At 37.6% G+C, this 21,887-nt stretch carries 19 protein-coding genes; 1 reads left to right on the top strand and 18 read right to left on the bottom strand.

What is annotated here, in order from left to right; translation table 11 throughout:
- Positions 1 to 151: 151 nt before the first annotated feature.
- From K9N40_07080 to K9N40_07010, 15 genes are all read right to left on the bottom strand, one after another.
- Entirely contained in the window at positions 152 to 1,396 is a 1,245-nt protein-coding gene (locus K9N40_07080) for a hypothetical protein (GenBank protein MCF7814222.1), read from the bottom strand.
- A gap of 24 nt (positions 1,397 to 1,420) precedes the next feature.
- On the bottom strand, positions 1,421 to 2,944 hold the full coding sequence (locus tag K9N40_07075) for a T9SS type A sorting domain-containing protein (protein MCF7814221.1): 1,524 nt from the start codon (positions 2,942 to 2,944) through the stop codon (positions 1,421 to 1,423).
- 10 nt (positions 2,945 to 2,954) lie between these two features.
- Entirely contained in the window at positions 2,955 to 3,518 is a 564-nt protein-coding gene (locus K9N40_07070) for a nitroreductase family protein (protein MCF7814220.1), read from the bottom strand.
- A gap of 73 nt (positions 3,519 to 3,591) precedes the next feature.
- Positions 3,592 to 4,467, bottom strand: coding sequence for a GNAT family N-acetyltransferase (locus K9N40_07065; GenBank protein MCF7814219.1), 876 nt, complete (start codon positions 4,465 to 4,467; stop codon positions 3,592 to 3,594).
- 352 nt (positions 4,468 to 4,819) lie between these two features.
- Positions 4,820 to 6,892 carry a T9SS type A sorting domain-containing protein gene (locus K9N40_07060; GenBank protein MCF7814218.1) on the bottom strand — a complete coding sequence of 691 codons (2,073 nt, stop codon included), beginning with the start codon at positions 6,890 to 6,892 and terminating at the stop codon, positions 4,820 to 4,822.
- A gap of 8 nt (positions 6,893 to 6,900) precedes the next feature.
- Entirely contained in the window at positions 6,901 to 8,115 is a 1,215-nt protein-coding gene (locus K9N40_07055) for a T9SS type A sorting domain-containing protein (GenBank protein ID MCF7814217.1), read from the bottom strand.
- 155 nt (positions 8,116 to 8,270) lie between these two features.
- The gene (locus K9N40_07050) at positions 8,271 to 9,941 is read right to left on the bottom strand and encodes a T9SS type A sorting domain-containing protein (GenBank protein MCF7814216.1); all 1,671 of its coding nucleotides are present in this window, start codon (positions 9,939 to 9,941) and stop codon (positions 8,271 to 8,273) included.
- Positions 9,938 to 10,597: a hypothetical protein gene (locus tag K9N40_07045; GenBank protein MCF7814215.1), complete on the bottom strand. Its 660-nt coding sequence runs from the start codon at positions 10,595 to 10,597 to the stop codon at positions 9,938 to 9,940. Before K9N40_07045 ends, K9N40_07050 begins: the two co-directional genes overlap by 4 nt.
- Positions 10,594 to 11,796: an aspartate kinase gene (gene dapG, locus K9N40_07040; GenBank protein MCF7814214.1), complete on the bottom strand. Its 1,203-nt coding sequence runs from the start codon at positions 11,794 to 11,796 to the stop codon at positions 10,594 to 10,596. The genes K9N40_07045 and dapG overlap by 4 nt, the downstream gene beginning before the upstream one ends.
- Positions 11,797 to 11,936: 140 nt before the next feature.
- Positions 11,937 to 12,938 (bottom strand): aspartate-semialdehyde dehydrogenase, encoded by a 1,002-nt coding sequence (locus K9N40_07035; protein ID MCF7814213.1) that lies wholly within the window; start codon positions 12,936 to 12,938, stop codon positions 11,937 to 11,939.
- 91 nt (positions 12,939 to 13,029) lie between these two features.
- Entirely contained in the window at positions 13,030 to 14,238 is a 1,209-nt protein-coding gene (locus K9N40_07030) for a PLP-dependent aminotransferase family protein (protein MCF7814212.1), read from the bottom strand.
- 170 nt (positions 14,239 to 14,408) lie between these two features.
- Positions 14,409 to 15,701, bottom strand: a complete 1,293-nt coding sequence (gene hflX, locus K9N40_07025; GenBank protein MCF7814211.1) for a GTPase HflX — start codon at positions 15,699 to 15,701, stop codon at positions 14,409 to 14,411.
- 26 nt (positions 15,702 to 15,727) lie between these two features.
- Entirely contained in the window at positions 15,728 to 16,015 is a 288-nt protein-coding gene (locus K9N40_07020; protein MCF7814210.1) for a hypothetical protein, read from the bottom strand.
- Positions 16,016 to 16,029: 14 nt separating this feature from the next.
- Positions 16,030 to 17,232, bottom strand: a complete 1,203-nt coding sequence (locus K9N40_07015; GenBank protein ID MCF7814209.1) for a pyrophosphate--fructose-6-phosphate 1-phosphotransferase — start codon at positions 17,230 to 17,232, stop codon at positions 16,030 to 16,032.
- Positions 17,233 to 17,259: 27 nt separating this feature from the next.
- Complete coding sequence (locus K9N40_07010) at positions 17,260 to 18,372, bottom strand: ATP-dependent 6-phosphofructokinase (GenBank protein MCF7814208.1); 1,113 nt, start codon at positions 18,370 to 18,372, stop codon at positions 17,260 to 17,262.
- A gap of 212 nt (positions 18,373 to 18,584) precedes the next feature.
- Here K9N40_07010 and K9N40_07005 point away from each other — a divergent pair, with 212 nt between their 5' ends.
- The gene (locus tag K9N40_07005; protein MCF7814207.1) at positions 18,585 to 19,736 is read left to right on the top strand and encodes a phosphatase PAP2 family protein; all 1,152 of its coding nucleotides are present in this window, start codon (positions 18,585 to 18,587) and stop codon (positions 19,734 to 19,736) included.
- A gap of 437 nt (positions 19,737 to 20,173) precedes the next feature.
- On the opposite strand, the gene K9N40_07000 is transcribed toward K9N40_07005, so the two are convergent.
- From K9N40_07000 to avd, 3 genes are read right to left on the bottom strand one after another with little or no spacing between them, the layout of a single operon-like run.
- Positions 20,174 to 20,395, bottom strand: a complete 222-nt coding sequence (locus K9N40_07000) for an SUMF1/EgtB/PvdO family nonheme iron enzyme (GenBank protein MCF7814206.1) — start codon at positions 20,393 to 20,395, stop codon at positions 20,174 to 20,176.
- Entirely contained in the window at positions 20,392 to 21,462 is a 1,071-nt protein-coding gene (locus tag K9N40_06995) for a reverse transcriptase/maturase family protein (protein ID MCF7814205.1), read from the bottom strand. The genes K9N40_07000 and K9N40_06995 overlap by 4 nt, the downstream gene beginning before the upstream one ends.
- Positions 21,455 to 21,793 (bottom strand): diversity-generating retroelement protein Avd, encoded by a 339-nt coding sequence (gene avd / locus K9N40_06990; protein MCF7814204.1) that lies wholly within the window; start codon positions 21,791 to 21,793, stop codon positions 21,455 to 21,457. The genes K9N40_06995 and avd overlap by 8 nt, the downstream gene beginning before the upstream one ends.
- Between the last annotated feature and the right edge of the window lie 94 nt (positions 21,794 to 21,887).

Below are 21,887 nucleotides of genomic sequence, written 5' to 3'. Positions count from 1 at the left end.
TCCTTGCGTCGGACAGCTCCCCTTTATACGCCTTCACCAAGCTCCGGCGCTGCAGACAAGGGAGCGAATTTGGAATTAAATTCAAAATTCATTGTTGAATAACCATAAATCAAAACCTTCCAGGAATTGAAAACCTGGAAGGTTACATTGATTAATACGAGCTTCCACCAAAAATTGGTTTAATGCCTTTTTTCATCATTTCTATACCATCTCGGCTTGCTTGCATAGATTTATAGAAGATCACATCACCGATCTTTTCGGCATTGGCATCCCGATCTTCTTCACTCATAAAATAAGCTTCCATAGTATCCAGTTCGCGAGCTGTTCCATCACTTTCATATTTGTAGGTCATATCAGTTCCGCTTTCCAAAACTTTGTACATATTGTCTGTCCAATTGAAACCTGCAGCACCCAAATCCGGATTGATGTAGATATGTGCTGCCAGACTGATTCCCTTGATTCCACTGGCTTTAAGTTCCTTGGCTGCCTGGATGAATGTTTCAGCTGTTGTGCCGTTGCCAATATTTATCTCATAAAGCGGAGATGTTCCATCTTCTCGCAGATATTCTTTCATAATATTCAACAACATACGGAACTGCATCAAGTTCTGAGTAGCCAGCAGCATGGAAATCTTGAAATTGAGTGCTGGAATATTTTTACCATAATAACAAGCTGCAATAATGCTGCTCCAGCTAGGATTCAAGAAGAAATCGGCACCATTTGCTTTGGCGGTTCTGGTTACACCATCCAGATAAATAAGATGGTTATCATTAGCAACTTCTATACCACCAAAATTACCAAAAAAAGTACCCTGGTTTTTCAAGGTAACTGCAGAAAGTGAATTTCCCATATCTGCACGTGGAAACACCTTTCCTGTAACTTTTTCCAATTGTTCGAAGCGTGTTTCCGGCATAGGAATTCCGATCAAATTTGTGCTGCAGAACTTCGAGCATTTCATTAAATTTTCGCTCATAGCGAGTGTTGCCATCAGATCACCATTGTAAATATAATTATCGGTAAGAGCAACCACTGAGATAAATTCGGATGGAACAAAACATGGTTCATCAGTACCATTTGTAGCCGCAATCCTCTTCATGGCTTGATGCGTAACTTTTGCTCCCTGCCAACCCGAAACTTGAGCTGTACCTTTGCCAAATTTGTCATTATATTGAATATTATTCTTCTTTTCAAATTCAGACACTTTCGGAAATTTCTTCACCAGGTTTTCAGCACTGTCGATCATCTTGCCAAAACCATTATCGGCCAGAATCTTTTTTCGAACTTCCAGACCTCTCATTTTAATAATCGTATCATTGACCTCTTTTGCACCGCCGTGATAATCTAGAAGCGCATCCATAGCTTTCAGATCAGCATCGGAAAGTAGTTTGAAATGCATCGCATCCTCCTCAATTTTTCTTTATTATTTTACTAAAATTAATCTTCCTGTTTCGTTCATATAGCTTGTTTCAAATCTATAAAAATAAATTCCTGATGGAACTGGCTCTTCAGATTCATCTTTGCCATTCCAGAAAGTTGTGTATGTTCCTCTTCCCCGAGAATCGCTGATGAGTGATTTGATCTTTTGACCGCGAATATTATAAATACTCAACTCCACTGCGGTATTCTGCGAAAGGCTGAATGATAAAGAAGCAGTTTCTACAAAAGGATTTGGGAACGTATTCACTACAGAAATCACTTCGATATAATCATTGTCGATACTCACCGGCATTGTAAAAAGTTCCGAAAGTTCAAAAACTGAAGGTTCAATTGTATAAGCTGGTTGACCTGTAAGAGAAGTAGACCATTTCACTAAATTTTGTGAAGGCGCATATTCGATCATGTGCATATTATTGGGAATTCCTGAAGCTCCCTGCAGAACCTGCCAGCTTCGAGCAATTGTTATATTGGAATTTGCATTCAAAGAATCAGATATATTATTATAACGGTAACAATAAGTTGGATTATACAATTTGCGGAAGTGATTGGTCGCAACCAAACATTCTTGAGGAACCATGGTATTTTCACTATCATCTCGAACTTCTGTTCCCCTTTCGTTATTGGTTTCAGCTATCAACCCAAAATCCTGATTCGAAGTATGAATGATAGCTCCACTCAAGTGGATTTTATCGGAAACAGCATCAGTTACATCCAGAGCGTTAGTAACATAATCTCCGTTATAATCGTAGCTTTCAATTCCATTTCGAATGCTGAGGAGTACAGGATGAAGATTGGCAGGATTATCGGAATCGTGATTATTTCCAACGTTCATAAATGCGCAAAGCCCTTCTTCATTGATGGCAGAAAGCGCTCCAAATAAACCGGGAAATGTGAATGACATCCAATTAACTTCATCATTTTCTGCCGGGAAATGAACGACCAGAATATGATTGTCGTTAAGTGCGGGATGCGGAGTCCAATCCATTTGACGGGTAAGGACAAGATCTCCGTTCAACTCAGGATCATCGATCGTATTATTTCCCCAAGCCGACATGCTGGAACATCCCAGATCCAGTTCTCCCGGAAGATCGGTCAATCCAGCAAGATCTACTATCGCATTCACCAGCAGAATATCATCCTTATCCAGTTCCCGCTGCAGAGTATCATCGTAGATATCAACACCGGCATCGATCATTCCATTTATCAATCCATCTGCTTCATCATGATATTTATCTTCGATAGAGCTGGCAGAAAGATAGATATTTTTTGCATATTCATAAAGCGGTGCACTATTGCCAAAAACACTTCCCAGAAAATATTCCTGAGCCAGGTTCATGATGTTTTCGCCCATCAGATATCCGGTGGCAAAACCGCGTTCATAATGCGTTCCCCAAACTTTTAAAATCTTTTTTCCCGAAACTGTAAGCGTATCTCCATTCACCGTTTGCGCTTGTAGAAAAGAAGCAGAAATAAAAATTAAAATACAAAAAAATAAGATTTTCTTCATAAACCAGCCTTCATAAAATAATATCTTCCAATTTACGTTTTGGAACGTAATGTTTACCATCTTCATCTCGCCAATACTTGATGTTATCATTTTCCACGTCGGCAATGACAACTTCTTCTTTTGGTTTACCGAGAGCTAAAACCAGCATGATATCAAGTTCTGGTGGCAGATTTAATATTTTTTTTAGATGATCTCTTTTTACCGAACCGAAAATGCAACCACCCAGTTCTTTTTCCACTGCACCAAGTAATATCGATTGGCAGGCTAATCCAACATCATATTGCGGTTTTTCTTTAATTTCAGGATCGTTCAAAATGATGATATAAGCTGAAGGTTTTTCTCCTTCGGCCGGACCATTCCAATCTTGCAGATAACCTGCCCAGCTAAGACAGGAAAATACTTTTTCCGTTTCAGGTGATTTGTTTATAAGCTTGAAGCGAAGTGACTGCTTATTTGCACCAGTAGCTGTCAATCTGACCAGATCGATCAGATCAAGCAATGTTTTGGAATCGATCAGGAAGTCCTGAAAAAATCTTCTGTAACTTCTATTTTTTCGAACAAGATCTTTTATCATCATTCCTCCAATTCTCGGTGTCATTTCTTGAATCAAATTCGTTTGATGTCAAGGTCGATAAATCTGGAATGTGCTAACTACCTGTTATTTTTGCTATTAGAGTTTTGGGAAGTTCATACAATAAAAAATCGTGATCTTGCTGCCAACTTGTGAAATTATTTTGATGGCAAAATTCCAGCAACTTTCCATCGGGTACCAGAATCTGCATTTCCTTTTTTTGCTGATCATATCCGATATTGTTAATTTCTGTTAGAAGTTTATGCAAAATATGTTCGGATTCCGCTTCCAGAAAGCTTATCCAGATGATTTTCTTGTAATGCTGCAAACTCCAGATCGCACAACCTCTGATCTGGTTATCATCTCGATAAACAAGTATCTGTTTTTCCCGATGAAATTGTTTCAGAAGCTTCTCATTAAATTCATAAACTACCCAGCCTTTTCCGATAAAACCTTTTGTTCCTTTCAGATAGGAAGATGATTCGATATAATTTTTAACTTCTGTAAATTCATATTTAGTCAAATCGTTTTTGATTGAGATCATTTCATGAATTTGCTGTGATTTTAGGGAAAGTGTGTGAAGGCGTTTAAAACCAAGTTTCTCGTTCAATTTGATGGAGGCAATATTGCCGAAATAGGTTGAAAACCGAACCGATCTGATCTGCTTTCCCTTCAGGTAATTTATATAATGCTTGGAAAGCTTCTCGCCCACTCCTTTTGCTCCGCTGGTCTCATCTTTACGCAAACCTTCCAGCCAGATGTCTTCTTCGGTAAGATGAGTGAGTTTTCCAAAACCTACAAGTTTGCCATTTTCCCATAATCCACTAAATAAACCGTTGGGATTTGCTACCCAGTCATCGAAAACCCGGGAAATGTAATCATCACCTTCCCAGATATTTTGGGAGATTTCCAGGATTCGCTTTTTATCCTGCGGTTTTATCTCTCTTATCATCTTCTTTCTGCTCAATGTTCGTTTCGTTATTTTGATGTTTCTGAATTAGTTTATCCACAATTGGAGAAAGCAGCAGAAACCCAAATAATGCGCCAACGATAATGCTTGACCAAGCATTGGAATAAAGCGGTCAGCCACCACCACGACAACCGATGAACTTGTAATAAAGCCAGCCGCAGCCGGCTCCGATCAATAAGGTGATAATGTAATAAATTATTTTCATTTTTATCCTTTTTTTTTCCGAAACCTTCTCTAAGTTTATCTTACATATGGTTTCGGAAAAATGTAAGATAACTTTCCGACAGTTATAATAAGATTCTAAACAAGAAACTGACGGAAAGATAATTGATAATTATTTTAATAACAGCATCTTACAGCTTGCTTCGGTTTTACCGTATTTTAGTTTTGCAAAGTAAATTCCGCTGGAAACTGGTTTGTTGTTGTCGTCGGTTCCATTCCAAACAACCAAACCTTTACTCGTTCCTAAACTCCCGTTTGGGAACGAAAATGTCTTTACCTTCTGTCCTTTTAAATTGTAGATTTCGAGCTTGACTTTGCCAGGTTCTGGAAGGTTAAAAGTGATTGTTGTGGTTGGATTGAATGGATTGGGATAATTATAAATATAGAAAAATTTAGGTGGAATCTGGTTTTCCATAATATTCAATGCTTCATACATAGGAATGTCGAGTTGTGTAAACTCGCCTTCAACTACTTCGATTTGATATTCAACAACATCATCGTAGAAAACACGTTCTGCATAGACATCGTAGATTCCTGCCGGGAGCTTATATTCGTAATATCCTAAACTATCTGAGAATGTAAATGCACTTTGATCATTGTTGATCTTGATTTGAACATAGTTTACTGATCCTCCATTTATTGGATCAAATGTCTGCCCCTCAATTCCCCCAAATTCTGGTGCCCCATATTCATAATGTCCAATATCGATAACAGCAATTCCATCTCCATCACCATCCCATATCCTATCTTTATATTCCAAGTCAAATGGATAGTAATAACCCAAAGTATCGAATCCTGCATCAATTGCCGCACTACCTGGGAGTAAATGAAAATCACCATTTTGCCAATCAACAAACAAAGAATCTACGTTTAGCGAATCTAACCAGATATTGCCACCACCATCTACAAGTGGTGGATCTAGGGGAAAATCTATGATGCAATTGCGAAAAATTGGATTATCTGATATCGGATTATAACTTAACATATCATTTCCGAAAATCATACAATCATTATAAACAAGTGTACCACCACTATTTAATGAATAGTCATTATACAACATCAGATTATTATCACACCTTATATTTCTCCAACTCATTTCTAAACCGATACTAGATTCATATGACAGATTGTTCTGTATAATGAAATAACCTGGTATAGAAAAAAAACCTGTATGAGCAACATTGTTATAAAATGCTCCACTCATATTAATCGATGTAAAAATATCATTCTCTTCAAAATAATTTTCTATTATCAACGCATATCCACCGTCTAAATCTAGACCATAATTCCCATCAAGAAACTCATTATTACTCACATAGAAACTGTCAGATGCATTTCCATTTGATATACCTATCTCACAATTAATAAAATCATTTCCATAAAATTTGCGAATATTATTTGTTCCCTGACAATTCCATAGTGCTCCATTATGATCTTCAAATAGATTAAACACTATATCAACTGAACCGATATAACACTCATTTCTTCTCAGAAACTTATTATTCGCTACTAAAGCTGCTTTATAACCAGGATCAGGTGAATGAATAGAAAACTTCTCCTGTAAAAATGATTGAGCAAATGCGCCCATATTCTGTACTATTGTAAATGTATTATCAATTATTTCAATTGTTTTGCAATGTGAATAAGCTGTTATATTAGATACATTTGTGTAGAAGTAGTTATTACGTATGATGCCCAAACCATTATGCATTGTGATGGCTGCTTTAGCTATATTTCCAGGTTGTATTGTCATACTGCCTGAATACTCAAAGCGACAATATGTGAATTTACATAAATCTGCTGTCTCTGTAATATAGATTACTCCCCAGTAATAATCATTATCATTCACATCATGAGTAAAGAGTATTTGGGCTTCTTCCGTGCCTTCAGCAATTATGTTTCCATCAACCCAAAACAAGCGTGATTGGTGATAATTGGGATAATAAAAATATTGATAGAAGTCATCCCAACTTGTTAAAGGTGAGCTTTGTATTTCAATTACTGTTCCAGGTAGAATAGTTAAGGTTACATCTTCTTCAACTGTGATATCTCCTATTACATGATAGGGATTATTATCGGGACTCCAAGTTGTATCTTCTGTTAAGTGCCCCCAGACATCAATGGAAGAAAGAAGAAAAGGAAAAAGCAGAAAGAAAAAAAATATAACAGTTCCTTTAAACTTCATTAATCAACCTACTTTAATAAAAGCATCTTAGAGCTTGCTTCGGTTTTACCGGATTTTAGTTTTGCAAAGTAAATTCCGCTGGAAACTGGTTTGTTGTTGTCGTCGGTTCCATTCCAAACAACCAAACCTTTACTCGTTCCTAAACTCCCGTTTGGGAACGAAAATGTCTTTACTTTCTGCCCTTTTATATTGTAGATCACAATTTCAATTTGTTCGTTTTGTTGGTTTTGTTCGCTGCTAAAACTGATAGTAGTTGAAGGATTAAAGGGATTGGGATGATTCGAGAGGTGAGAAATGAGAGATGAGTTGTGAGGGATTTCGTTTGGATATGAGTTTAATTCTTCATAGATGTATTCTTCCAATTGATCGTTCAACCAGTCATCTGTTTCCCAGATTTGATATAGAATTTCAGAGACCTGATCATTTTCGTATGAATAACTTTCCAAGCTGCTTTCGCACCAGTTTCCCATAAAATAATATTCTTCCAGAATTGTAGAAAGATTGTCATCAACATCGTATTCATATGTTCGTAAAATATCATTTTCCCAGCTGCCGGTATAAAATGCTCCCAGATCTTCAATCAGATTATCGTTTGCATCGTAAGAGTAAGTATTCAGGTAGAAATCTATCCAATTTCCCTGGTTGTTGTGTTGTTCCAGTAAATCCTGCCGTAAGTTATTGTTGTCGTAAGTCATGGTGTAAAGTTCCATATCATACCAGTCGTAACCATCCCAGGTTTGCCAGAGATCTTCAATTTCATTATCATTCGCATCATAAGAAATCAGTGTTCTTTCACTGTTTTCCCAAGTCATATTCAGCCAGTTTTGCAAAGTTAGTTCCATCACTAAGTTATTTTGCCAGATCAAAACATAGCGCATCAGGTTTATCCAAGTTCCGCTATGGTACTGGATCAAAACTTCAATGAGATGATCTTCATCATCATAAGAATAAACTTCCCGATGATCGTAAGCCCACAAAGAGCCGTTCCAATAATAAACTTTAATTTCGCTGACAAGTCCAGCTTCGTAAGAATAAGCAAGTTTGAACTGGTTTTGCCAATCATCGTTCAGCCAATCATAATTGTATTGTTCTGTTAACTGTAATTCTCGCGGGTTGTTAAGATGATCGAAAATTATGGGTGTGTTTTCCTGCTGTAGAATTGGAATTTGACTGAACAGGGAAGAAAAAATTAATACAAATAAGCAAATAGCAATTGTTTTCACAAGACCTCCTATTTTAAAGGGTAATGAAACATTTATCTTCTTTCCGAAACCTTCTCTAATTTTATCTTACCAATTGTTTCGGAAAAATGTAAGATAACTTTCCGACAGTTATAATAAGATTCTAAACAAGAAACTGACGGAAAGATAATTGATAATTACTTTAATAACAACATCTTACAACTTGCTTCTACATTCCCAGCTTTTAATCTTGCAAAGTAAATACCAGAGGAAACTGGTTTGTTATTGTCGTCGGTTCCATTCCAAACAACCAAACCTTTACTCGTTCCTAAACTCCCGTTTGGGAACGAAAATGTCTTTACTTTCTGTCCTTTTAGATTGTAAATTTCTATTGTCGCAAACGAGGATGTTTGCGGTACATTGAAGCTGATTGTCGTGGAAGGATTGAAGGGATTGGGATAAATAGAAATTTCATTTTCAGGAATGATCAATTCATCATCATTTGCCACAACTTCTTCCAATGAATAAGAATAATCCAGCTGCGTAGCATTGTGATTGGCATAAACATAAACAGCATAATAATAGAGATCATCCCACTCCGGAGGTAAATATCCTGTCCAGGATGCATTTACATTGAAAGTTTCAACTTCAAATTCTTCCACGTCATTCAATTTCCTGATAAGTCCAATTGCCTGATCTGCATTATTCACAGTAATTTCATGTTCGATATTCATTCCATTTGGAAAAACCCGAATGTAATCTGCTGCCCAGGGATCGACAGTTCCACTGCTATTTACAGGAAAGCTCGTGTGCGATCCTGCTGTGCTGAAATTTGGCAGATCCAGAAGTTCATAACCATATTGTCCCTGATCGATAGTTGTGTCATCCACAAAATTGGCAATTGTCCAATTCGTAAAAACAGATTCAAACGGGATCGTGAAGCCATTATCTATAAGCTGATTTACAATACTGTTCAAGCCGTTCGTCGGATCAGAAACTATATCTAAGATCAGTTCATTTTGATCGGTCGTGAATTGTTCCCTCAGATAAGTAAAGAACAGCATAACCTTCACATAATCTGCCCATTCCTGATTCCAGACATTCAATTGATTATCAGGTTGAGATGGAAAACCGGTAATTGGATCGGGCATTCCAAAATAGACCATTGCCAGTTCGGCACAACCTTCATCCAGCCAGGTTTCTTCGTTTACATCCTGTCCCCAGTGGATCAAATGTTCAAGTTCGTGTGATAAAACTGAAATACGAATTGGATCGGTAGGATTTAGTGGAGAGCAAGTCATGTAGATCATTTCACATTCATTGCTGTGCCCGGACGGATTCATCTGCTGTGCCTGTTGCTCTGTTACCTGATTGTAAACGCTGAAATAGCCGTCAAAAGTGGAACCGCCAAATGAACCAAGTTCCGAATAGAAAACTATCAGGCGCGGATCGTTATCAATTTCGTCCGGAATTGGACCAAAAAGATCAATATCCATTTCGATAGCACCATAATCCGAACTGTTCATTGTCTCATTTTCCAAGTAATTCAAAACAATATCCACATCGTCCTGATCCATATTCAAATTCCACTGATCATCTGCCACAAAAACGTAACAATGCTCACCAACAGCGCGGCATGTAGCAGGAGTTTGTATCCAGGCTGGAGGCATCACGGAAAGGTCCCAGCGCCAGAATGTGTTCGTGTCTCCCACCTGATATTCACGACTTGGTTCACTGGAAGAGTTCGTTCCTTTCCATCGTACAGTTTGCGGATAAAGTGATCTGTGAAACGCATCAAAATCCGGTATGGGAACAGCATTCAAAACAAAAACTGAAACTAAAAAGATTAAAATAAAATATTTTCTCATTCTTCTTCTCCTCCTTCTTGTGGTGGCTTTCCTTCCATGAGATCATCCTCGACGGCTTGCACCATTGTTATCAGAAAATCTCGATTTTCTTTACTCAACTTTTCCGATGGTTCCAGATAATCCATCATCAATTGATACATAAAATGCTGCGAATGCAGATTGAAAAAGTATTTATTGAATGTTTTGCTTTCCAGCACAGCTGCTTCTTCTGTAAAAATTTTCTTTTGTGTTTCCAGGATATGTTTTTTTATTCTACCCCGCATCACCAGTGCGATCTGTTTATTTTGATAATCTCTTTGTTTACTGATATCAAACGGTAATCTTTTAACTTCCGGATTCAGAGATGAAATCAAAACATAAATCATCTCTTCCCTGTCATTTCTGGAAAGCTCATAAGAATCTGAAATATCTTTTTTTATGTTGCTGCATTCCATCGTTAATTCCATTAAAAATTGAGAAAAAGCATTCATGCCAGTTACTTCAAACGGAATGGCATCCAGGGCATCATTGAAGGTTGACAGCACTTCTATTGTGCCTGTAATGTTTTTATCCAGCATCTGCAGATATTCAATATTTTTTTTGTCCTGCTGTGAAGAAACTCCAGCGAACAAAAAACACGTTAAACTTAATAGAATCAATAAATTAATTATTTTCATATTACATCCAGATCAAATATTTTGTGCAAAGCGGAAATGGCTTTGATTTCATTTTTTTCTGCTATCAAACATGAGATACTCGTCCGTGAATCTGTACATTCCAGAATTGTAATCTTCTGGGAATGTAAAGCTTCCACGATCTTTGCCATAATTCCCGGCTGTCCGGTCATTCCCGATCCAACCACCGAAACTTTGCATAAATCGTTTTTTAATTCAAAATCAAAATTGTTTTTTTTCAATATTTCAACGGCTTTCATTTCCATATCGGCATCAATAATAAAGCTGATCGAATCCTGGCGAATATCGATGAAATCTACACTGATAGCAGCTGCAGCAAAAAGTTGGAAAATTCTAATTCCAGTATGATAATCATTGATTTCGTTCGGTGCGATGTGAACAAAAATTATATCTCTTTTGGAACTGATGCCGGTTACCGGTTTATCCGATTTTATTTTTTTGATTAATGTGCCGTCAATCCCGCTGTTTATTGATAAAATTCTGATTGGAACAAAGTTTTCTGAAGCTATTTCTACTGCTCGAGGGTGGATCACATTTGCTCCCTTATAAGCCAGCTCCACGATCTCTTCGTAGCTGGTTTCATTCAAAACCCGGGAATTTTGTTTTTTGTTGGGATCGGCAGATCTTATTCCATCTACATCAGTATAGATTCTAATTTCTTGTGCATTTAACGCAATTCCAAGAACGCTGGCTGTTGTATCACTGCCACCACGACCGAGTGTAGTAACCTCACCGTTTATATCCATTCCCTGAAATCCACAAACAACAGGAACTTTGCCAGCTCCGATAATATCCAATAATTTCTTGATGAAAACTTTTTGAACTTTGGCATTTCCAAAATTATCATCAGTTAGAATTCCAGCTTGAAAGCCTGTTAAGGGAACAGCATCAATTTCGATCTGTTTTAATGCTTGAGAAAAAACTACAGCAGATATGGCTTCCCCACAGGAAAGCAGGAAATCTTTATTTCTATAATTTATTTGTGGAAATTCGGAATTAGAAAGATCAAGGAGTGAATCAGTAGCATACGGATCACCCTTTCTGCCAATTGCAGAAACTACAATAACAGGAGATATATCTTGTTCAATCAAGCATTTAACATGGCTCGCGGCAATTCTCCTGATCTTTTTATCATGAAGAGAAGTTCCGCCAAATTTTTGGATTATGATATTTTTCGTCATCAACCCCTCAGTCCTCCTGTAGTCGGACAGCTCCCCTTTACAAGGGAGCGAATATGGAAAAAATCCATTTCTATTTCCTCTTTCTGCTTTTCTGCTTTGAATTCCACTCGCAGAACAGATGGGTTTTTCTTTTTCATTTCTTACTTAATCAATAATTCAGCAATTTGCACCGCATTCAAGGCTGCACCTTTCCGCAGGTTATTTGCCGCGATCCAGAGATTAATTCCGTTTTCCACAGCCAGGTCTTTTCTGATCCTGCCTACCATAACATCGTCATAAACTTCGCTCATGATCGGAAGAGGATACTTGGCATTTTCTGTATCATCCACCAGCTTGATGCCTTCAGATTTAAGGTAGGTCAATTTTAGTTTATTAATATCGATCTTCTTTTCCGTTTCCAGATATACAGATTCGGCATGCCCGATAAAAACTGGCACACGAGCTGTTGTTGCCGTTATTTTCAAAGTATCATCATTCAGGATTTTCTTTGTTTCATGGATCATCTTCATTTCTTCTCTGGTAAATTCGTTATCTTCAAAAACATCGATATGAGGAAGCACATTGAAGGCAATCTGATGCGGATAAACTTTACGAGTCATCTTTTCTTTTTTCAGGTATTCTGCGGATTGCTGTTCCAATTCCTGAACCGCCAGCTTTCCTGAACCGGAAACCGACTGATAGGTGCTGATGATGAGACGTTTTATTCCAACCAGATCGTAAATAGGCTTCAGAGCTACCACAAGCTGAATCGTGGAACAGTTTGGATTGGCAATAATTCCCTGATGTTTGAAAACATCGCGCGGATTTACTTCCGGCACCACCAATGGAACATGATTATCCATGCGGAAAACACTGCTTTTATCGATTGCCACAGCTCCTGCTTCTACAGCTTTGGGAACGTATTTTTTGCTGATATTTCCACCCGCACTGAAAAAAGCAAGATCAATGTTTTCGAAACTCTTTCTGGAAAGTTCCTCAACTTCTATTTCACGACCATGAAAGTTAAGGACTTTTCCGATCGAATTTCTGGATGCAAGCAGTTTGAGATTTCCCACAGGAAAATCTCGTTCTTCCAGGATTTTTATTGTTTCTCGGCCCACCACTCCTGTAGCACCTACAATAGCTATATTGTATTTTTTCATCAACCCCTCAGTCCTCCATCCTTCATACAGTTCCTCATTAAGAAAAAGGAGAAGCCAAAATGACTTCTCCGATCTCAACTTAACAAAACATTTATTTCATTTCGGCTTTGATAACTTTTGCCAGCCTTTTCACGCCTTCCAGATTCTTTTCTTTATCCACGTAAGAGAAATTGATGCGCATCGTGTTTTTGCCACTGCCATCGCAATGGAACACAGAACCAATAACAAAAGCCACTTTCTGTTCAACTGCTTTCAAGAATAGCTTTTCGGTATCCATATATTCCGGTAAGGTAACAAACAGGAATAAACCGCCTTCGGGTTTGGTCCAGGTAACGCCTTCCGGCATATATTTTTCAAAAGCCGCCATCATAATTTCTTTCTTTTCTTTGTAATTCTGAATGGTCTTTTTAAGATTTTCCTTGAAGTATCCTTTTTCAATGTATTTGGCAGCGATCTTTTGCACAAACGGACTGGTGCAAAGGTCGGTACTTTGTTTTGCCATGATGAATTTATCCAGAACATCTCGATGTGCGATCACCCAGCCGATCCTGAAACCGGGAACAAAAATCTTGGAAAACGTTCCCAGATTTATAACGTGTCCTGTTCCATCCAGGGCAAATAAACTGGCTTGATCTTCACCTTCGAACCTGATTTGTTTATAGGGGCTGTCTTCCACGATCAAAATATCGTATTTATAAGCAATTTCGATGATCTCCTTTCTGCGTGATTCCGGTAAAGTTACACCAGCCGGATTTTGAAAATCTGGAATTACGTAGATAAACTTTGGTTTTTCACCGTTTTTCTTTAGTTCAATTATTTTTTCTTCCAATTTCTTGGGGCACATTCCATGTTCATCAAATTTGACTCCAACCATTTGTGCACCGTAAGCATTGAAAGCTCCCAATCCGCCAAGATAAGAAGGAAGACCAACCAGAACTTTATCACCGCGATTGATAAATACTTTTGCCAGAAGATCCAGACCCTGCTGCGAGGCAGTGGTAATAAGAATATCATCCTTGGTAATGTTGAAACCTTCCTGGTTGTAATTTTCGGCGATCAATTCTCTCAGCCTGTCATCACCTTCGGTGGTGCCGTATTGCAAGGCATGGCTGCCATCTTCTTCGATAACTTCCTTTACAATGTCTATCAAGACTTCCTTGGGAAAGGTTTCCGGTGCTGGCAAACCTCCGGCAAACGAGATGATATCGGGATCTTTCGTAAGTTTTAATAGCTCACGAATGGCCGATTTTTTCATCCCCTTCACGCTTAGTGACAATACTTCATTCAAATCACTAATCATTTTTCTGACTCCTTTATTTTTTTTAAATTTTTAATTAGTTCAATTTTTGAAATATAAGTATTTCATGTCCATGTTTTATTTAATTGCTTATGAATTGTGGAATTTAAGATTAAGTTCAGCAAATCATCAAAGATGATATCTGTAGAAGAAATTCTATCAACTTCCATTTTTCAACTTTCAATATATTTTTTTAATTTAAATTCTTCAATTTGCTTTTTAATATTTGGTAATAATTGTCGAGGAATTTTTACTACCAACACATTCAAGTGTTTTTCGGGAATATATTTATCTTCCAGAACATCGGCATTCCCATAAATAAACGAGATTAAGTTTTTCATTTCGGAAGGTATTTCCAATTTAATAGAATTTTTACTTTTTTTCAGGAATTCTTCTATTTTTTTGAAAAGTATATTCATTCCTTCGCCGGTTTTAGCAGAAATAAAGACACTGTCTGGGAATTCATTCACTAAATGCTTCTTAACGAATTTAAAATGATTTCCTCCAGCTTTATCTATCTTATTGAATATCAGTAGAATATCGTTTTCATGGCTGTTTATCTCTTCCAAAACAGAATGAACAGAATTGATCAGTTCGGTTACACTGGGATGTGTAACATCAACCACATGCAGAAGAAGGTCGGCTTCTATAACTTCCATCAAAGTAGTGTGAAAAGAATTTACCAGTTTGTGCGGTAATTGCCGAATAAAACCAATCGTATCTGTGATCACTACTTTTTCACCACTTTCCAGATAGATAGACCTGGTCTTGGCATCCAAAGTTGCAAAAAGCTGATCGGCAACGTAACGCTTTTCATTTGCCAGTTTATTGAAAAGAGTTGATTTACCGGCGTTTGTGTAACCTACCAAAGCTATTGAAGTAATATTTTTTCTTCTTTTTCTTTTAGTTTTGGAAGTGCTTTCAATATGATCTATCTTCTTTTTCAGGATCTGTGTTTTCTTTCTTATCTCGCGTCTATCCACCTCGATCTGTGTTTCACCAGGACCACGAAAACCAATTCCTCCCTGAATGCGGGAAAGATGTTTCCACATTCGCTTAAGTTTGGTATAAGCATATTCCAATTGAGCAAGTTCTACCTGCAGTTTTGCTTGTCTGGTTCTGGCATGTTTGGCAAAAATATCCAGGATAAGTTCTGTGCGATCTACTACATTACATCGGGTCGCATCAGAAATATTGCGAGATTGTGAAGGAGAAAGATTATTGTTGAAGATTAAGGTTCGAACACTTTTAGAATTGGCAGCATTGGCAATTTCTTTAAGTTTTCCTTTGCCAATATATGTGGAAGTATTTGGACGTTTTAACGATTGAATAAAAACTTCTACGACTTCTGTTTCTGCTGTATCTGCAAGATGCTTGAGTTCATCCATGGTTTCTTCGAAATGTTCCTTGTCTTCGGAACCCCAAAGAACGCCGATCAGAAAAACTCTGTCACGACTATTATTCATTAAGTTCAGCAAACACGATGATGAATTTACGACTCATATACCAGTACTTTTTTGTTTGTTTTGCGCCAATTCAGATATTCTTCTTTTACTTCCATTTTCCAAAGTGTTTCGCGATTTTCACTTTCGAAAGTTAGAATGTTCAAGTAGTGCATTCTATCGTCCTTTCCGCGAAAACTTTTCTGTGGAAGTTCTACGATGATCTCACCATCTTTTTTCAGGATTGTTACTTCATTGATAAAAATGCCGGGAACCATTTCAATAATTGCTCTTGCTTCTACGATTCCTGAACTAACGTCTCTAAATTTTATTTTCATTTTGCACCTCTTTTCTATCTTAATTGTCCGATTTCTGTTAACATTTGTTCAAACCATTTTTGCTTGATATCAAATGGTTTACCACCTTTTATTCGGGAAAAGTTTATAACTCGCATTTCGTTATTTTCATCTTCATCCAGACCTACAACTCCACTCTGTCCGTTTAAAGCGGCTTCTACAGCTTTATCGGCAGATTGCATTATAAGTTCCAGATCTTTATCGTTTGGTGAGGCAGATCTGGCAAAATATCCGCTTTTTTGAACCAGAGTTTTTTCAGCATTCAACATTTTGCTGAACCTCTTGGCAAACCATTCTCCAGGATTTAATTCATCCAAACGCACATGCCCAAAAGCATCACGCTGAACCTCTTCTCCCTGCGATTCTTTTTCTGCTACTATCGTTTCTACTCCAGCTCCTTCGCTCAGGAAAATATTTACACAATCTTTTTCATCCATAAGCTTGGATAATCGATCAACTTCTGCTCTCATATCCAAATTCATTTCGGGAATATAAACTGCATCGATATCCCATTTTTCTTTGGCGAGAAGAACATCTGGTAAAAAAGCTTTCTTATCAAGTCTTTTGCGGTATTCATATGCAGTTGCAGCTGTAAGCCAGCCACAATTTCTTCCCATTACTTCATGAATGATGAGTTGGCGTGAACTGGTAGTATTTTCATTTGCCACGTTTTCAAAGAAAATTGCTCCCTGTTCAACAGCTGTCCAGGCTCCTAAAGTTTGATGGATCGGTTCTACATCGTTATCTACAGTTTTGGGAATTCCCACAACTGTTAAATTATATCCATTCAAAGAAAGATAGCGCGCTAATTCTGCAGCAGCAGTATTGGTATCATCTCCTCCGATGGTATGTAAAATCGTAATTCCATCTTTAGTAAGTCGATCAGCAGCTATTTGAAGTGGATTCTCACCTTTCTTCACGTAACCCTTTTTAACGCAATCTTCTACATTTGTAAGTTTTACGCGGCTATTCCCCAGAACGCTTCCTCCAAAAGAATATAGAAGTTCTGCAGAATGTCGAACATTTTGTGGAATTGTGATCGATTTTCCCAGCAGTAAACCTTTATAACCATTAAGATAACCAACAATATCTACATCCGGAACAAATTGCGAATATTTTTTTATCAATCTACCGATGGAAGATGACAGACATGGAGCCAAACCACCAGCTGTTAAAATTCCTACTTTATCTTTTGCCATTAACTCTCCTGTAAGTAAACATGTTTATTATGGATTCTCCTGGTCAGGCTCTCCAAAACTAATGCCAGATTTCCTTGCTGTGTGCATAAGATCGGAGTCTATCTCTACAAAATTATATTTTTCTATTGCATCACAGATTGGTACTGCTATAATCTCTTCATTTTGGATTGCTACCATTTTTCCAAATTCTTTTTCCAGAACCATTTCAAAAGCTTTCACACCAAATTGGGTAGCCAGTATTCTATCGTAGGCTATCGGTTTTCCACCGCGCTGAGTATGACCAAGATTGGTTACCCGAATATCGGTTTCCACACCGGCTTCTTTTAGTTCATGTTTCAATCTGATACCGGCTCCACCCAGACGAAAAGTGCCAATTTTATCTTCAGTCTCATGATAAAGCATTTTGCCGTCGATTGGTTTAGCACCTTCGGCAATCACAATATTCACAAATCCTCTGCCATTCACGATCCGCTTTTCGATATGTTCTTTGATTATTTCAACGTCATAAGGAATTTCTGGAATAAGACAGACTTCGGCTCCGCCAGCTACAGCCGAATGAAGAGCGATCCAGCCGGCAGCTCGTCCCATTACTTCCATTATCAGAATGCGATTGTGGCTGGCTGCTGTAGTAACAAGCTTGTCCAGAGCTTCTGTAGCAATTTCCACGGCAGTGGGAAATCCAAAAGTCGTATCGGTAGCTCCCAGGTCATTATCGATCGTTTTGGGAACACCGATAATATTGCAGCCCATATCATACAATCTTTGCGAAATCCGCTGTGAACCATCACCGCCAATATTGATAATCGCTTTAATATTCAGGAATTCCAGTTTTCTCAACATTTCTGCAGAGCGATCAACCGTTTGGTAGGAACCATCTTCCTGCTTTACAGGCCATTCAAATGGGCCGCCTTTATTTGTCGTTCCAATTATTGTTCCACCGCGAACATGAATTCCTGCTACGGTTTTAAGGTCTAAATCTATAATTTCCATCGGATCGAGCAAAACGCCGTTGAAAGCATTGATGCTGCCGATAATTTCCCAATCTTTTTCCAAAGATGCTCTTTTCACGATCGCCCGGATTACAGCATTCAAGCCCGGACAATCACCGCCACCAGTTACCACTAAACATCTGTTTTTCATTTTTTCACTTCACCACACTTTGTTTATTATCACTTCTCACAACTCGTGTTAAATATATCTTAACACCACATTTTTTTGAGCTCTTACCCAAATCACTTTTTCAGATTTCTAAAGCTGGTTATATTGACAAGTTTTTTTTATGCTGATTTTTGAGAGTTCCCTAAAATAAATTTTGCTTGCCTTTATTTTGATCTTCCAGATAAACGCAAAGCATGAAAAATATAAATTATATGGCTGCAGATTTCATAATTCCATTTGTTATCCTGTTTGCTTCCACGGTTCTCTTCTGGATATTTCCGTTCGATATTGAGTTTCAAAAGCTTTTTTACCGATCAGACTACGGTTGGTTTTTAAAGGATTCTTTTCCCTGGAAATTTTTATATCATTACGGCAATTTACCTGCACTTGTTTTATCGGTAGGAAGTCTGGTGCTATTGGGAATGAGTTTTTGGAAAAAATCGTTAGTCAAATACAGAAAGATATTTTTGTATTTTGTGTTGATCATGGCAATCGGACCGGGACTTTTGATAAATTCTATTCTAAAAGATAACTGGGGCAGACCAAGACCGCGCAATATCGTAGAATTCGATGGCAATTATCAATATGAAAAACCCTTGCAGATCGATCTGAACAGCTCGGGAAAATCATTTCCCTGCGGCCATGCTTCGATGGGATTTTATTTGATTGCACCATTTTTCGTGCTGAGGAAAAAGAAAAAGGCAACGGCATATTCTTTCCTTGTTTCAGGAATAACTTCAGGAGGTTTGATCGGATTTGCCCGTATTATTCAAGGCGGGCATTTTGCCAGCGACGTGATCTGGGCTGGTGGAATTGTTTATCTCGTTTCAGCGGGATTTTATTATCTTTTAAAATTGGATAAAAGACTCTTTTTTATTCACCAAAAAGAACCTGCTTCCAGGCAGAAAGTAATAATAGTCTCGATCATCGGCTTGGCAGTTATTGCATTGATATTATTAATTTTAATGGCATCACCATATTCATATTCAAAAACGTTTCAATTAGAACAGTTCAAGAATTATGATACAATTAAAGTTGCAGTTCATAGAGGTGAAGTTGGATTGATTGAATCGAATGAAAACAAGATTGTTTTATCTGCTACCGGGCATGGATTTCCCTGGAGTAAATTGAAAACAAAGCTGAAGCAGGAAGAAAACTTACTTATTCTAAGGCAGCGGGAAAGCGGATATTTTTCGGAAATTGTTCAAAGCATCACAATTGGCATTTCAAATGATTCAAAGACAAATTTTCAGGTAACAATAAAAGAAGGTAACATCATCATTGATAAGGATATGGAAATTGATCTTGAAGCAAATTTGAAGAATGGGAATATATTGAGGAAATGATTCTTGATTACTTCATTTCCTAAACGCCGTGAACGGCGTATTTTTGGGTTGGACGTCATTTTTCCCAGTCGTAAACGGCTGGGCTATTTTTTTGGAATGAATTCATCATTCCTGGGCGTGACCCGATGGAATAGTCCTGCGGAATTCCATAGGTTAAAAACGGCTGGGCTATTTGATTATTCCCCAAATATTTATCACATTATCAATAGCCTGCGCCTCAATAGCCTATGCGTTTACGCATAGGATCGAATGAACGAACAAAACAAATCCCTCACGCCGTTGTCGGCGTTACCATTCTCAAACGCCGTGAACGGCGTTTTCTTTTGGGGTTTCATCCCAATTCCTGGGCGTGAACGCCCAGGCTATTTGAAACCAAAATTAATCCTCCGGCTTTCGAGAATTCACCTACTAACCAGGCAATATTACTTCGGTTATTACTAACACCGGACATCAAACTGGACTCCCATTATTGCACGCTCTGTAAATCGAAAGAAATACAAAATCTGGCATCTGGTAGTATTCAAGAAACGAAAACCGTTGTTGTTGTTGCTGTTGTCGGGATTGTTGTTGTTGCGATTTGCCACCCGGCAGTTGTTGTCATTGTTGTTCCAGGAACCGCCACGCAAAATTTGGCTCTGTTTCTGTTCGACACCCTTCATATTGCTAACCTATAATTCTTTCTTCCATCCGAAAATTGATATTCGGTTAGAATCTGTTCTACTATCTTATTACAATGACCCGAATTGAAGTAACCAAGATGACCATTGAAGCTGAGAATAATATCATTTATTGAAATTTCTCTGGATGAAAAAGCACGAAGTTTTCGTTTGAAGCGAATTAAATTTCTATTTTGCAATTTGATAGCGTTATTGTTATATCGGAAACCAAGAAAATTTACACCATGTTTTGTCTTTGAAATTGCGTTTTTATGTGGATGAACATGAAGTCGGATCTCTGATAAAAATGCTTCAATTTCTTTCTTAATTCTATATAGAATCTCCTTATCATCACCGAAAATAAGAATATCATCCATATACCTGATGTAAAACTTCTGATGGAGACGTTCTTTGCAGAAATGATCGAATTCCGACAAATAATAATTCGCAAAAAGCTGGCTGGTCAAATTCCCGATGGGTAATCCCCTGCTTCTACCATAATCAAAAATATTATCGTCTTCAAAAGGAAGATAGTAATCGGAACTTGATTTGTAGGTTTCCAATAAACTTTTCAGCAAATTCATTAGTTGGGAATCTTTGATCTTGCGCTGCAATTTATTTAAAAGGATCTCATGATCTATAGTATAGAAGTATTTCTGAATATCGAATTTATATACATACTCACATTGCTGATACATCCAGAATGCTCTTCTCACAGCATGATGGAGACCTTTACCTCTGCGGCAGGCAAATGTGTCCGCAATCATGGATTTATCAAGAATAGGTTCTAAAATGTTGCAGATGGCATGATGAACTACCCTATCTTTGAAGGGCGCACAAGAAATCAACCGTTCTTTTGGTTCCTTTATTATGAAATGTTTATATCCGGAAAAGCTGAAATTATTCTGCAATAGCGACTCTTGAATATTTAATAAATTATTCTCAAGATTATATTCAAAATCCGCTACTTCCTCTTTGCTTCTTTTACTTTTTCGAGCCTTCTTGAAAGCAGTTACAAGATTCTTCCAACTATAGATTTCCTGATAAATGTAACCGATGCGTTTAGGCATTATTGTTCTGTCCTTTCAACCAACCGCCCAATTGATTTCCAATCAAAATTATTCGTTTGGAGGTGAATTCATATTCTTTATCTGTAACCAATTTTATATCATAGCTTAAACGAATGTAATGCCTCAATATTTCCAATTGCAGATTTGCTTTCTGGAGCAATGATCTGCGTTCTTTAGTATATTTTGCTTCAATAAGCAACTCCATGATATAAAGAAGCAAATTCTCTAATCTTTCTCCGAAAGTATATCTGAAATTTCTGGGAAATTTTGCTATTTTCAGCAAAATCCATTTCAGAAAATCATAATAGTCGTTAATGATCTTAGCATCCATAAAATTTCAAATTTTTCGGTTCGATAAATCGAACCGATGTAAAAAGGTAAAAAAGTAACATTTTCAGGGAGTCCTCAAGAAACGAAAACCGTAG

Source organism: Candidatus Cloacimonadota bacterium (assembly GCA_021734245.1).
Taxonomy (GTDB): Bacteria; Cloacimonadota; Cloacimonadia; order Cloacimonadales; family TCS61; genus B137-G9.
Note: the sequence above shows the minus strand (reverse complement) of the source record. Positions and strands in the feature narration are given on the sequence as shown.